Below are 13,700 nucleotides of genomic sequence, written 5' to 3' on the forward strand. Positions count from 1 at the left end.
GTGGCGATGGCCGCCGTCAGCGTCGTCTTGCCATGGTCCACGTGGCCGATCGTGCCCACGTTGACGTGAGGCTTGGTGCGCTCGAACTTTCCTTTTGCCATTTTTCCGACTCCGAAAAAAATCTATACCAATACGACAGGATCTCGGCGCAACCAGAATCGGACGCACCTGAAAGTGGTGCCCATGGCGGGAATCGGACCCGCGACCTCTCCCTTACCAAGGGAGTGCTCTACCACTGAGCCACATGGGCAACTTGATGCCGCTCGCACAACATCAAAATCTCTAACTCAACAAACCAGCACAAGCGAGCAATGGAGCGGGAGACGGGAATCGAACCCGCGTCATTAGCTTGGAAGGCTAGGGTTCTACCATTGAACTACTCCCGCATCGGCCAACAGCCTCTGCGCGCCAAGCCTTGCAACCAAGCAAAACCGGACATCACTCTCAACACTACTCTCTCACTGGTGGAGGGGACTGGATTCGAACCAGTGTAGGCGTAAGCCAACAGATTTACAGTCTGCCCCCTTTAGCCACTCGGGCACCCCTCCGGAGAATTTCGAATTATAGCACTAGTTTTTTGCAACACGGGGAAATTAGCAGCCCCGCAGGATCACCCGAAGAGACACATTCCCTGGATTGCACGCGTCATTGGTGCGGCTGGCGGGGATCGAACCCACGACCCTTGGCTTCGGAGGCCAATACTCTATCCACTGAGCTACAGCCGCACGACCGAACTGGCACAGCCTCGGATTATCGCATGCAACCGCCGCCAGCAAACGCACACCACCCCGATGCACCACGACCAACACGAGCACCCACAGACGCACTAGGGCGCAACACGGCAATCCTGGGCATCAACAACCCCTGGCAATGCCAGGCCCAACCCCACAAGAAAGGCATCGGTACTCACCCCGCCGACACCCACCAGATCGAAGCCGCCTTCGCCCAGGATCCAGTTGCGGATGAGCCCATCGAACAAGGCATGCAAGCCCACGGCCGCCTCCACGGGCGTCATTGGCAAAACAACCCCTTGCAACTGCGCAGCCAGCTCGAAGTCGCGCGCCAACTGGCGGGTGAAACCATCCGACGCAGCCACGTGACGATCACGCACCCCCACGAGCTCGCTCACATATTCCACCTTGTAGAGCGCAATCTCGAAAACCCGGCGCGTCCGCTCGTCAGAGGCCACGCTGCGCAGCACAAGCGCCATCACCGCACGCAGCCGCTGCACCGGATCCGGACAGGTGCTGCACTCGAATTCCCCATAGCCCTGCTCGAGCGGAAGGGTCACCCGCTCCATCATGGCACTGAAGAGGTCCACCTTGTCCTTGAAATGCCAGTAGATCGCCCCCCGCGTCGCCCCCGCAGCCTGCGCGATATCGCTCAGGGAAGCACGCGAAACCCCCTTCTCCCGGAAGACCTGCTCCGCGGCATCTATCAGGCTGTTGCGCGTGGCAATTGCATCCTCTTTGGTTCGACGCGCCATGGGGTGTATGTCTCCTCGTTCTCAATGCCTAGTCACCGGCCGGATGCACCAAGACATCCGGCGGTCGCAATTATACATTCATGTTTGTATGTATAATCGCGCACTTATTTTGTCGGGCTCTCATCTTGGGGCGCTTCCAGCCAGCGGCCCTTTCCCCTACAACCCAATTCCTTGACGCCAATCAAAAGGACTCCCATGCCCACACCGCGTGACGCATCTGCCATTCCCTCCTTTCGCGCCTCTACAACCCACAAGGCCATCTCCCTGGTCGCAGCCACCGCAGCGGCGGTGTTGCTGGCTGCCTGCGGCAAAAGCGACGGCCAAGCCCCGGCCGGCGGGCAGCAGATGCCCCCCGTCGAGGTTGGGGTTGTCACCGCAACGCCCGGCGATGTGGGGCTGATCACCGAATTGCCGGGCCGCGTGGAAGCTTCCCGCGTCGCCCAGGTGCGCGCCCGGGCTGCGGGCATCCTGCAGCAGCGCCTCTTCAAGGAAGGCAGCGACGTGAAGGCGGGCCAGCCACTCTTTCGCATTGACGCTGCCCCGTACGCGGCAGCGTCGGAAAGCGCCCGCGCCAGCCTCGCCAAGGCCCAGGCCAACCTCGCGCAGGCCAGTGCCCAGGTGGAACGCTACCGCCCGCTCGTGAGCGCCAATGCCATCAGCAAGCAGGACTTCGTCAATGCGGAAGCCGCCGAAAAGCAGGCCCAGGCAGACGTGGCCGCCGCCAGGGCGTCGGTGCGCACCGCCGACATCAACCTTGGCTATGCCAGCGTGACATCCCCCATATCGGGCCGCATCGGGCGGGCGCTGGTCACGGAAGGTGCATTGGTCGGGCAGGGAGAAGCCACTGCCCTGGCCGTCGTGCAGCAGATCGACCCGGTGTACGTGAACTTCACCCAATCGGCCAGCGATGTCTTCCAGCTGCGCCGTGCCATGGAAAGCGGCCAGTTCAAGCGCGCCGGCGGCACCGAGGCCGCCAGCGTCAAGCTCGTCCTGGGCGACGGATCGGAATACGCCCAGACCGGCAAGCTGCTGTTCACCGACCTGTCGGTGGACGCCACCACGGGACAGGTCACGCTGCGCGCGGAAGTTCCCAACCCCAAGGGAGAGCTGCTGCCCGGCCTGTACCTGCGCGTGCGCATCGAACAGGCCCAGGCCAGCAATGCCATCACCCTGCCCCAGCAGGCTGTCACGCGCACCCAGCAGGGTGACACGGTCAGCGTGGTGGGCGAGGACGGCAAAGTGTCCCAGCGCCCCATCAAGGTCAGCGCGGCCCAGAACAACCGCTGGGTGGTTCTCGACGGGCTGAAGGCTGGCGAGAAGGTCATGGTGGACGGCTTCCAGAAGCTGCAGATGCTGCCGCCCGGCACGCCGGTGAAGCCGGTTCCATGGCAGGCGCCGGGAGCGCCATCCGCGGCGCCCCCGTCGCCGGCCGCCGCAGCAGCACCTGCGGCACCCGCCGCTTCTGCCGCGTCTTCGTCGAAGCCATAAAGGGCACCCCAGCATGGCCAAGTTCTTTATCGACCGACCCATCTTTGCATGGGTGATCGCCCTGTTCATCATGGTGATGGGCGGCGTGGCGATCACGCAGCTGCCCATCGCGCAGTACCCACCGGTGGCTCCGCCAGCCATCGTCATCAACGCGGCCTATCCGGGCGCATCCGCGCAAACGCTCGAAGACAGCGTGCTGTCGGTCATCGAGCGCGAGATGAACGGATCACCGGGGCTGATCTACATGGAATCCGTCGCCCAGGCCGACGGCTCCGGCAGCATCACGCTGAGCTTCCAGCCCGGCACCAATGCCGATCTGGCCCAGGTGGATGTGCAGAACCGCCTCTCGCGCGCCACGCCACGGCTGCCCTCGGCCGTGACACAACAGGGCGTGCGCGTGGACAAATCGCGCTCCAACTTCCTGCTGTTCACCATGCTCTCGTCGACCAACCCGGCGACGGACACGGTGGCCCTGGGCGACTACGCGTCGCGCAACATCGTCCCCGAGCTGCAGCGGCTGCAGGGCATCGGCCAGGCACAGCTGTTCGGCACGGAACGCGCCATGCGCATCTGGATCGACCCCGCCAAGATGGTGAGCTTCAACCTTTCGGCCGCCGAAATCACCGCCGCCATCCGCGCCCAGAACGCCCAGGTGGCCAGCGGCACGATCGGCGACCTGCCCAACATCGCGGGCCAGGGGATTGCGGCCACGGTGGTGGTCAACGGCCAGCTCTCCAGCGTGGAGCAGTTCGGCAACATCGTGCTGCGCGCCAACACCGACGGCTCCACCGTGCGCATCAAGGACGTGGCGCGCGTGGAGCTGGGGGGCCAGGCCTACGCCACGGCCGCGCGACTGAACGGCAAGCCCGCCGTGGGCATTGGCGTCCAGCTGTCGCCCAGCGGCAATGCCCTGGAAGCCGCGAAAGCCGTGCGCACCAAGATGAATGAGCTCTCGCGCTACTTCCCCGAAGGCATGAGCTGGAGCATTCCCTACGACAGCTCGCGCTTCGTGGACATCTCCATCAAGCAGGTGGCCGAGACCCTGCTGGAAGCGGTGGCGCTGGTGTTCCTGGTGATGTTCCTGTTCCTGCAGAACTGGCGCTACACCATCATCCCCACCATCGTGGTGCCGATCGCTCTGCTGGGCACCTTCGCCACGCTGCTGGCGCTGGGCTTCTCGATCAACGTGCTGACCATGTTCGGCATGGTGCTGGTGATCGGCATCGTGGTGGACGATGCCATCGTGGTGGTGGAAAACGTCGAACGCATCATGAGCGAGGAAGGACTGTCCCCGCTCGAGGCGACGCGCAAGGCCATGCGCCAGATCTCGGGCGCCATCATCGGCGTGACCGTGGTGCTGATCTCGGTGTTCGTGCCGCTGGCCTTCTTCGCGGGCTCCACGGGCAACATCTACCGCCAGTTCTCGGCGGTGATGGTGGCCTCCATCGGCTTTTCCGCCTTCATGGCCCTGTCGCTCACGCCGGCCCTGTGCGCCACGCTGCTCAAGCCCGTGGAAGCCGGGCACCACCACGAGAAGACCGGCTTCTTCGGCTGGTTCAATCGCGGCTTTTCGCGCACCGCCAAGGGCTATGAAGGCTTCGTGGCGCGCATGCTCAAGCGGGCAGCACGCTACCTCGTCATCTACGCCGCCATCATTGGCGCCGTCGCCGTGGTGTACATGCGCCTGCCCACCTCGTTCCTGCCCAGCGAAGACCAGGGCAACATCATCGTCAACGTGCAGCTGCCCCCCGGCGCGACACAGGAGCGCACGCTGGCCGTGATGCAGCAGGTCGAGGAGTTCATTCTCAAGCAGCCCGAAGTGCAGAGCATGGTGGGCGTGCTGGGCTTCAGCTTCTCCGGCCAGGGGCAGAACGCCGCCCTTGCCTTCGTGACCTTGAAGGACTGGAGCGAACGCCACGGCCCGGGCCAATCGGCGCAGGACGTTGCCAACCGGGCCTTCGGCGGCCTGATGGGAATCCGCGATGCGTTCATCTTCCCGCTGAGCCCGCCTCCCATTCCCGAGCTGGGCAATGCCAGCGGCTTCACGTTCCGCCTGCAGGACCGCGGAGGCGCCGGCCACGAGGCGCTCGTGAAGGCACGCAATCAGCTGCTGGGCATGGCCTCGCAAAGCAAGGTGCTCACGCAGGTGCGCCCGGACGGCCTGGAAGACGCCCCACAGCTGCAGATCGACATCGACCGCGACAAGGCCAACGCCCTGGGCGTGCCGTTCGATGCCATCAACTCCGCGCTGTCGACCGCGCTGGGCTCGAGCTATGTGAACGACTTCCCGAACCAGGGCCGCCTGCAGCGCGTGGTCGTGCAGGCCGACGCGCCTTCGCGCATGCAGCCCGACGATCTGCTGAAGATCAACGCCGCCAACAGCCAGGGCAAGCCGGTGCCGCTCTCTGCCTTCGCCACCACCCGCTGGGTCAATGGCGCACAGCAGACGGTGCGCTACAACGGCTATCCCGCCATGCGGATCTCGGGCTCGCCAGCCCCCGGTTTCAGCACGGGCGCCGCCATGGCCGAGATGGAAAAGCTCGCGGGCCAGCTGCCCGCAGGCTTCGGCTTTGAATGGACCGGCCAGTCGCGCGAGGAAAAACTGGCGGGCTCCCAGTCGCTGATCCTCTACAGCTTCGCCATCCTGGCCGTGTTCCTGTGCCTGGCCGCGCTGTACGAAAGCTGGTCGATTCCGCTGGCCGTGATCCTGGTGGTGCCCCTGGGCGTGCTGGGCGTGCTGCTGGCGACCCTGCTGCGGGGCTATGCCAATGACGTGTACTTCCAGGTGGGCCTGATCACCATCATCGGCCTGTCGGCGAAGAACGCCATCCTGATCATCGAATTTGCCAAGGACCTTCAGGCCCAGGGCAAGGGCGTGATCGAGTCGGCGCTGGCGGCCGCGCACCTGCGGTTCCGCCCCATCGTGATGACCTCGATGGCGTTCGGCCTAGGCGTGCTGCCGCTGGCCATCGCGTCGGGCGCGGGCTCGGCCAGCCAGCGCGCCATCGGCACGGGCGTGCTGGGCGGAATGATCACGGGCACGGCACTGGCCGTGTTCTTCGTGCCCGTGTTCTTCGTGGTGGTCCGCAGCCTGTTCAAGGGCAGCGCGCGCCAGCAGGAAATGAACCGCCGCCACGCAGAAGAAGCAGGAGTTGGAACCCATGACTAATCACCGCAGCACCTCCATCGCACTGGCAGCGGCAGCGCTGCTGGCCGGCTGCTCGTTCATCCCCGTCTACGAGCGACCCGCGCCCCCCGTGCCGGCCACGTACACCACGGCGGCTTCCGCCAGCGGCACCACGCAGGGCGCTGCGGCCGCGACCCCCTGGCAGGACTATTTCGCCGAGCCCCGGCTGCGCCAGCTCATCGAAGCCGCGCTGGCCAACAACCGCGATCTGCGCGTGGCCGTGCTCAACATCGAACAGGCACGCGCCACGTTCCAGGTGCGCCGGGCCGACCTGTACCCGGGCGTGGGCCTGGCGGCCAACGCCAGCCGCGCACCGGCCGCGGGCACGGGCGACCTGACCAACTCGTTCAGCGTCGGACTTGCGGTTTCGGCCTGGGAGATCGACTTCTTCGGCCGCATCGCCAGCCTCAAGGAGCAGGCGCTCGCGCAGTACCTTGCCACCGAAGAGGGCCGCAATGCGGCGCAGGTCAGCCTGGTGGCCGCCGTGGCCAACGGCTGGCTGAACCTGCTGGCCGACGAGGAGCTGCTGGACCTGTCGCGCCAGACCCTCGCGTCGCGCGAGGAATCGGTGCGCCTCACGCGCATGCGGCTGGACGCGGGCGTGGCCTCGGAGCTGGACTTCCGCCAGGCAGAGTCCCTGACCCAGGCGGCACGCGCCACCCTGGCGCAGCAGCAGCGCCAGCGCGCGCTGGACGAGAACGCCCTGGCCCTGCTGCTCGGACAGTCCCTGCCCGACGACATCCGCGCCAGCCTCACGGGCAGCCGGCTGGCCGCTGCGCCCGCCATGGCGCAGTTGCCCGCGGGCCTGCCGTCCGAACTGCTGACGCGCCGCCCCGACATCCGCCAGGCAGAGCAGCAGCTGATCGCAGCCAACGCGAACATCGGCGCGGCGCGGGCCGCGTTCTTCCCGCGCATCTCGCTCACGGCCCAGGCAGGCACCGCCAGCGGCGAACTGTCGGGCCTGTTCAAGAGCGGCTCGTGGGGGTTCACGATCGCGCCGTCCCTGCTGCTGCCCATCTTCGACGCGGGCCGCAACCAGGCCAACCTCGAGAGTGCGCAAGCCGGGCGGGGCATCGCCATCGCGCAATACGAAAAGGCCATCCAGACGGCCTTCCGCGAAGTCTCGGATGCGCTGGCGGGCCAGGCCACCCTGGGTGAGCAGGCCGAGGCCCAGCAACTACAGGCCCAGGCGGAAGGCGCGCGGCTGCAGCTGGCCGATCTGCGCTACCGCAACGGCGTATCGAGCTACCTGGACCTGCTGGACGCCCAGCGCTCCCTGTTCGCCACGCAGCAGGCCGTCGTGCAGGTCAAGCTCGCGCAGCTGCAAAACCAGGTGGCGCTGTACAAGGCCCTGGGCGGCGGCGCGCCCGAAGCCGCGGCGGTGGCGGGCAATCCGTCCTGACGCGCACGGCGGCGCCAGGCCACGCGCGCCCGCACCGCAGGGTGGCGGCGCGCGCGGGCTGTCTCGCGCATCTGGCGCGGCGCCTGTGCGATGCTCACGGGGAGGCACCAGCCCCGCAGATATAATTGAGGGTTGATTTCATCAAAGCCCCCCGATACACCCTGAGGACGTCATGAGCGACAACCACCACGAAGAAGCCCATACCGGCCCGATCAAGAACCCCAAGCAGTTGCTGGTCGCGGTACTTTTCTCGTTTGTGATTCCGATCTTTGCCATCATTGGCTTGGTCCTGTATGTCACGTCGGCCGACAAGCCGGCCGCTGGCGCAGCCAATCCCGAGAAGGCCATTGCCGAGCGCATCCAGAAGGTGGGCATGGTCGAAATCCGCGATGCCAACCGCCCCCTGCGAAGCGGCGAAGACGTCTACAAGGGCCAGTGCGCGGCCTGCCATGCCACAGGCGCCGCGGGGGCTCCCAAGTTCTCGGACGCCGCTGCCTGGTCGGCCCGCATCAAGACCGGCTTTGAAGCGCTGGTCCAATCCGCGCTGAAGGGCAAGGGCGCCATGGCGCCGCAAGGCGGCGGCGACTTCAACGACACCGAAATCGCGCGGGCCGTCGCATACATGGCCAACGCCGCCGGCGCCAAGTTCGCGGAACCCGCGGCACCCGCCGGAGCAGCCCCCGCGGCTGCCGCCGACGCCGCGTCCGCAGCCCCTGCCGCTACGGCGGCCGCAGCAGCGTCCGCTGCCGAAGCCGCTCCTGCTGCTGCTGCAGCAGCGCCCGCTCCTGTGGCCGCTGCCGCCGCAGGCGCTGGCGAAGCCCTGTACAAGCAGGCGTGCCAGGTGTGCCACGCGGCTGGCGTGGCCGGCGCCCCCAAGTTTGGTGACAAGGCCGCCTGGTCGGCCCGCCTGCCTGCCGGCATCGATGCGCTGTACAACAGCGTGGCCAAGGGCAAGGGTGCGATGCCTCCCCGCGGTGGCGCCGCTCAGGCGTCGGATGCCGATCTGCGTGCCGCCGTCGAGTTCATGGCCGCGGCCGCCAAGTAAGCCCTTCTCTCCCGCATGCGGCGGAGCGCCGCGCGGGCCCATGAAAAAGCCGGTCCACAGAACCGGCTTTTTTACTTTCTGCGCCCTGGTTCCTTCTCTTTCTTCTTCAGGTGCGCGCCATGCCCGCCCTGGGCGCCCGCCCCTGCACTCCACCAGCGCTCCAGCGGCCATGCGGGCTCATGACGAAGCGGTAGCGCCCCGGCAAATCCTCTGCCCGCACATCCAGCGGTACCCAGCGGCCCGCCTCCACCGCCTCGGCGGCCAAGGGCACGTCCAGGGTGTGCACCAGCCCCACGCCCAGCTCCGACATCAGGTAGACCCGCCCCTGCGCATCCACCAGGCAGTCCTGCACCGCGCCCCCCCGGCCGGTGTGGGAGAGCACGGAAAAATCCGGCTGTATGCGCCACACGAGGGGCGTGGCTTCCAGTTCCACATACACGCGCTGCGGCCCGTTCTGGAAAAACCATTGCCCCTGCGCGTCGTGCTCGTAATTGCGCGCGATGAATTCGACCAGCTTTTCATGCTGCAGCAGGGACCCCTTGCTGCGCGGAAAGGGGCCCGCGGCCTGGACCTGGTCGTCGCGCAGGTACCAGTGGCCGCGCGCATCCAGGCCGAGCCATCCGTAGCAGTCGGGCACATTGGGCCACTTGGCCAGCGCCTGCTTGACGATGTCATCCATGCGGCGATTGTGCTCCCGCGCGCGCCACGGCCCCCGCATGCTCTGCCAGCCATCCCCCGACTGCGTCGGGCATGGCGCGCACATGCCCCGGCAAGCGCCCGTGGGCAAAGCCGACATGGCCGCCGTGCGGGGGCTGCCAGAGCGTGACGAACCCGTTGGCCACCTCCTGCGGCAACGGCAGGCTGGCGGCCGGAACGAACGGGTCGTTGCGCGCATTGACGACCAGGGCAGGAAGGCGGATGCGGTGCAGCAGCGGCTTGGCGGAGGCGCGCAGCCAATAGTCTTCGGTGTTGCGAAAGCCGTGCAGCGGTGCGGTGAACACGTTGTCGAACGCATACAGGTCACGCGCCGCCATCAGGGCCTGCCGGTCGAACAGCCCCGGGTGCTGCGCCAGCTTCTGCAGCGCCTTGGGCACCAGGGTGCGCATGAACATGCGCGTGTAGACCTGCCGGTTGAAGCCGCGCCCGATCGCGTGCCCGCCTGCGGCCAGGTCGATGGGCGAGCACACGGCGGCCACCGCGTCCGCGCTGCGCGCGGCGTCCTCGCCCACTTCGGCGGCCCAGCGCAGGAGCGCGTTTCCCCCCAGGGAGACACCCACCGCCATCAGCGGCCCCCGGTGCGATGCACGCAGGCGCTGCAGCATCCAGCCGATCTCGGCGTGGTCGCCCGAGTGGTAGGCGCGCGGCGCACGGTTGATCTCGCCACTGCACCCCCGGAAATGCGGCAGCGCGCAGGCCCAGCCCTGCTCGCGCGCCAGGTCGGCGAACGCTTCGCAGTAGTGGCTGCGCGACGAACCCTCCAGGCCATGAAAGACCACCAGCAACGGCCGGGGTGCGCCGGCCGCCGCCACGCCATCCTGCAGGAAGTCCACATCCACGAAATCACCATCCGGCGTCTCCCAGCGCTCGCGGCGGTACTCGGGGCGGGGCCCGAACACCCGGCGCGAATACAGGGCCGGCCAGATGGTCTGGAGCTGGCCTCCGGGCAGCCAGCGGGGCGCTACATATTTCATAGCTTTTAGCGCTTACAGCTCCTAGGCAAGAAGGCAAAAAGGCTTGAACATGGGAAGGCCATCGGCTCAATGGAGCACGGGCCGCTGCGCGTCCGCCGTCTGCACGTCCGGCGCGGCCCCGGGGCTGGCGTGGTGCGCCACCATGCGCCAGCCTTCGGGGGTCTTGTGGTAGACGTTGGTGGCCAGCACCACGGCCTGGTGCAGGCCGTCGGGCAGCATCACCTCCACGTGTTCGGCGACGCTGTGCACGGCGCTGGTGAGGGCCACCACCCGGTGCACCTGCACGGGCCGGGCCCGCACCGTGCCATGCGAAAACATGGCCTCGAATGCCGCCCGGATTGCCCCCGCGCCCAGCAACCTCGGCCCGCCGGGGTGCACGCAGACGATGTCGTCCTCGTCGGCCCAGCAGGACATCAACAGCTCGATATCGCCACGCTGCAGGGCCTCGTAGAACGCGGCTTCGGTTTCGTCCGAGGAACCTCCGAGGGTGGCGGCGCTGGAGCGGGGACGGGGCATGGTGATCGGCAGGATGGGGTGAAGGAAAGGCATGGCGGCCGGGGGCCCGTCCACGCGCAGGGCACTATTGTGCGGCCATCCCCTTGCGGGCGTGGTGACCATGTGCGGCCTGCCCGGCACCGGAAAGCGGTGGCGGCACGCGCACTTGTTGCAGAATCTGCCGGGTGGCCACTGTCTGGCCCATTCGCACCCCGGTCCCTTGTCCTGACTCCACCTGGCGAACACCACCATGATGATGAAACGCATCCTTGCACTTCTGGCAGCCGTGCTGGCCCTGAGCGGCTGCGGCTACAACGACTTCCAGCGCCTGGACGAGCAGTCCAAGGCCGCATGGAGCGAGGTCCTCAACCAGTACCAGCGCCGTGCCGACCTGGTGCCCAACATCGTCGCCACCGTCAAGGGCGAGGCGAACTTCGAGCAGGAAACCCTGACCCGCGTGGTCGAGGCGCGCGCCAAGGCCACCTCGATCCAGGTCACGCCCGAAACCCTGAACAACCCCGAGGCGTTCAATAAGTTCCAGCAGGCGCAGGGCGAGTTGTCGGGTGCGCTGTCGCGGCTGATGGCGGTCTCCGAGCGCTACCCCACGCTGCAGGCCAACCAGGGCTTCCGGGACCTGCGCGTCACGCTGGAAGGCACCGAGAACCGCATCACCGTGGCGCGAAACCGCTACATCCAGACCGTGCAGGAGTACAACGTGCTCGCGCGCAGCTTCCCCACCAACCTGACGGCCATGGCCTTCAGCTACCAGCCCAAGCCCAGCTTCACGGTGGCCAACGAGGCCCAGATCTCCGCGCCCCCCACCGTGGATTTCTCCGCCTCCAAACCCAAGCCCTGAGCGGACTTGCCCTTCCACCGGACAACCGAGAAAATATGTCCCTAGCGCTTATCCACAAAGCGCTGATAGCTATATTTTTTATAGCATTCGCCTTGCCCTGGGCCCGGGCCGACGGTGGCCTGCAGCCCGTGCCTGCGCTCACCGGCCCGGTCATCGACCAGACCGGCACGCTGGACGCCGCCGACACGGCGGCGCTGGAAGCGCAGCTGCGCGCGCTGGAGCAGGCCCGGGGTGCCCAGATCGTGGTGCTCATGGTGCCCACCACCGCCCCCGAAGACATCGCGTCGTTCGCCAACCGCGTGGGCAACACGTGGAAGATCGGCCGCAGGGAGGTGGGCGATGGCGTTCTGGTGATCGTCGCCAAGAACGACCGCAAGATGCGCATCGAGGTCGCCAAGGCCCTGGAGGGCGCCATCCCCGACATCGCGGCGGCGCGCATCATCGACGGCGCCATGAAGCCCAGATTCCAGCAGAACGACTATGCGGGCGGCCTGCGCGACGCCATCGCCCAGCTTGGCGCGCGCATCGCCGGCGAGGCACTGCCCGCGCCCAGGGATACCGGCACAGGCCCATCGACGCCGCAGGACAGCGGCCGCGGAGGCTTCGACTGGACCGACCTGGCCATCTTCCTGTTCTTCGGCGTGATGGTGGCCGGTCCGTTGGCGCGCAGCATCTTCGGCGGGCGGCTGGGAGGCTTGTTCATGGGCGGGGGCGTGGGCTTTCTTGCCTTCGTGTTCACGTCCAGCCTGCTGGTGGCCGGCGGCGCGGGGATCATCGCACTGCTCTACACCTGGCTCTTCAGCGGCGTGGGCGGCGGCGCCCGGCAGGGCCGAAACGCCGGCCCGATCGGCGGCTGGGGCCATGGCGGCGGCGGTGGCTGGGGAGGCGGCACCAGCGGCGGCGGCGGGGGCTTCAGCTCCGGAGGGGGTGGAGATTTTGGTGGCGGCGGCGCCTCGGGAGACTGGTGACATGGGCCCTGAAACTGCAGCACCCTCGACCTTTCCGGGCCTGGCCACCGCCCTGTGGCGCCTTGCGCAGCATCGCTGGGGCGAACCCGGCGCCCGCCGTGCGCTCTCCAGCGACGCCCTGGAGCGGCTGGCCGCGCGGGTTGCGGCCAGCGAGCGGCGGCACACGGGCCAGATCCGCATCGTCGCCGAAGCCAGCCTGCCCTGGAGCTACCTGCGCCGCCATGCCAGCGCGCGCGAACGCGCCATCATGCTGTTCAGCAAATACCGCGTGTGGGACACCGAGCACAACAACGGCGTGCTGATCTATCTGCTGCTGCCCGAGCATGCGATAGAGATCGTGGCCGACCGGGGCCTGGCCCGCCACGTGGCGAGCAGCGAATGGCGCGATGTGATCGCACAGATGTCCACCCACTTCCGCCAGCGGCACTACGAAGAAGGCCTCGCGCAAGCCATCGAGGCCGTGTCGTCCCGCCTGAGCAGGCACTTCCCGCGGACATCGGACACGCCCGGCGACAACGAATTGCCGGACGCCCCCGTGGTCCGCTAGGAGTCCACCCGGCTGCAGCCCGGGGCGCGCCGAGCGCCGCCGGAAACGGGCGGGCGGACCGTGCGCGCCGCGACCGCGTGCGAGGGACGCAGGTGCGCCGCCACCCTTCGCAGCGGTGCGGCAGCCGCCGCAACGGCCTTTCCCAAGCCATTCACACTGTCCCAAACTCGCACCAGGGTTTTCCTCTAAAAACGGCTTCAGATGCCGCGTGGTGCCGCGAAATCCGGCGGGTTGCGGCAGAGTTCCCTCTTCATTGTTTCCAATACTGGAACAGTTAGTTTGCGACCCGGTGGTTTTTCTTCGCGTCCCATCCACGTACAGTTCATCCCATCGATGAGCCGAACCCGCAAGGCGACTCACCGAACCCGGTTTGAAGCAGTTGTCACTTTCCGCTTTGTCCCGGTTTTTCTGAGACGCTTTTTAATTTCAAGGATTTTCATCATGAACAAGACCGCCCACTTCCTCTCCATCGCCGCCGTGGCTGCTTTCGCTTCTTTCGGTGCCCAGGCCGACGAGGCCGATGCATCGCAGTTCG

At 67.2% G+C, this 13,700-nt stretch carries 12 protein-coding genes, 4 tRNA genes and 1 pseudogene; 8 read left to right on the plus strand and 9 right to left on the minus strand.

Translation table 11 applies throughout. The features are described 5' to 3' along the window. The 6 genes from AC07OD_RS27945 to AC07OD_RS27970 all read right to left on the minus strand — a co-directional run. Positions 1 to 101 (minus strand): GTP-binding protein (locus AC07OD_RS27945; RefSeq protein ID WP_029951219.1); only part of this gene is annotated, 101 nt, incomplete at its 3' end. 74 nt (positions 102 to 175) lie between these two features. Further along, positions 176 to 250 (minus strand) — tRNA-Thr (locus AC07OD_RS27950). Positions 251 to 312: 62 nt separating this feature from the next. Then, positions 313 to 386: transfer RNA gene (locus AC07OD_RS27955), tRNA-Gly, on the minus strand. A 76-nt stretch (positions 387 to 462) separates the two neighbouring features. Next, positions 463 to 548 (minus strand) — tRNA-Tyr (locus AC07OD_RS27960). A 101-nt stretch (positions 549 to 649) separates the two neighbouring features. Further along, a tRNA-Arg gene (locus AC07OD_RS27965) sits at positions 650 to 725 on the minus strand. A gap of 101 nt (positions 726 to 826) precedes the next feature. Further along, a complete protein-coding gene (locus tag AC07OD_RS27970; RefSeq protein WP_494598545.1) occupies positions 827 to 1,486 on the minus strand; it encodes a TetR family transcriptional regulator in 660 nt (219 codons plus the stop codon). Between the two features lie 195 nt (positions 1,487 to 1,681). On the opposite strand from AC07OD_RS27970, the gene AC07OD_RS27975 reads away from it, so the two are divergent. The 4 genes from AC07OD_RS27975 (at position 1,682) to AC07OD_RS27990 (ending at position 8,608) form a co-directional block, all read left to right on the plus strand. Beyond that, positions 1,682 to 2,974, plus strand: a complete 1,293-nt coding sequence (locus AC07OD_RS27975; RefSeq protein ID WP_492245742.1) for an efflux RND transporter periplasmic adaptor subunit — start codon at positions 1,682 to 1,684, stop codon at positions 2,972 to 2,974. Between the two features lie 13 nt (positions 2,975 to 2,987). Continuing rightward, positions 2,988 to 6,143 carry an efflux RND transporter permease subunit gene (locus tag AC07OD_RS27980; RefSeq protein ID WP_218298047.1) on the plus strand — a complete coding sequence of 1,052 codons (3,156 nt, stop codon included), beginning with the start codon at positions 2,988 to 2,990 and terminating at the stop codon, positions 6,141 to 6,143. Further along, entirely contained in the window at positions 6,136 to 7,563 is a 1,428-nt protein-coding gene (locus AC07OD_RS27985; protein WP_492254428.1) for an efflux transporter outer membrane subunit, read from the plus strand. Before AC07OD_RS27980 ends, AC07OD_RS27985 begins: the two co-directional genes overlap by 8 nt. A 172-nt stretch (positions 7,564 to 7,735) precedes the next feature. Continuing rightward, positions 7,736 to 8,608 (plus strand): c-type cytochrome, encoded by an 873-nt coding sequence (locus AC07OD_RS27990; RefSeq protein ID WP_494598546.1) that lies wholly within the window; start codon positions 7,736 to 7,738, stop codon positions 8,606 to 8,608. 106 nt (positions 8,609 to 8,714) lie between these two features. On the opposite strand, the gene AC07OD_RS27995 is transcribed toward AC07OD_RS27990, so the two are convergent. The 3 genes from AC07OD_RS27995 to AC07OD_RS28005 form a co-directional block, all read right to left on the minus strand. Beyond that, complete coding sequence (locus AC07OD_RS27995; protein WP_494598547.1) at positions 8,715 to 9,287, minus strand: DUF2946 family protein; 573 nt, start codon at positions 9,285 to 9,287, stop codon at positions 8,715 to 8,717. After that, entirely contained in the window at positions 9,280 to 10,299 is a 1,020-nt protein-coding gene (locus AC07OD_RS28000; RefSeq protein WP_492805952.1) for a YheT family hydrolase, read from the minus strand. Before AC07OD_RS28000 ends, AC07OD_RS27995 begins: the two co-directional genes overlap by 8 nt. A gap of 66 nt (positions 10,300 to 10,365) precedes the next feature. Beyond that, complete coding sequence (locus AC07OD_RS28005; protein WP_218298042.1) at positions 10,366 to 10,815, minus strand: YybH family protein; 450 nt, start codon at positions 10,813 to 10,815, stop codon at positions 10,366 to 10,368. Positions 10,816 to 11,050: 235 nt separating this feature from the next. Between AC07OD_RS28005 and AC07OD_RS28010 the strand changes: the two genes are divergently transcribed. The 4 genes and pseudogenes from AC07OD_RS28010 to AC07OD_RS28025 all read left to right on the plus strand — a co-directional run. Next, complete coding sequence (locus tag AC07OD_RS28010; protein ID WP_218341852.1) at positions 11,051 to 11,650, plus strand: LemA family protein; 600 nt, start codon at positions 11,051 to 11,053, stop codon at positions 11,648 to 11,650. Positions 11,651 to 11,685: 35 nt separating this feature from the next. Further along, entirely contained in the window at positions 11,686 to 12,618 is a 933-nt protein-coding gene (locus AC07OD_RS28015) for a TPM domain-containing protein (RefSeq protein WP_492805954.1), read from the plus strand. Position 12,619: 1 nt separating this feature from the next. Next, a complete protein-coding gene (locus AC07OD_RS28020; RefSeq protein ID WP_492805956.1) occupies positions 12,620 to 13,165 on the plus strand; it encodes a TPM domain-containing protein in 546 nt (181 codons plus the stop codon). 441 nt (positions 13,166 to 13,606) lie between these two features. Next, positions 13,607 to 13,700 (plus strand): annotated as a pseudogene (locus AC07OD_RS28025) (DUF4148 domain-containing protein); the annotation flags it as partial.

Source organism: Acidovorax sp. GW821-FHT10E03, from assembly GCF_059415205.1.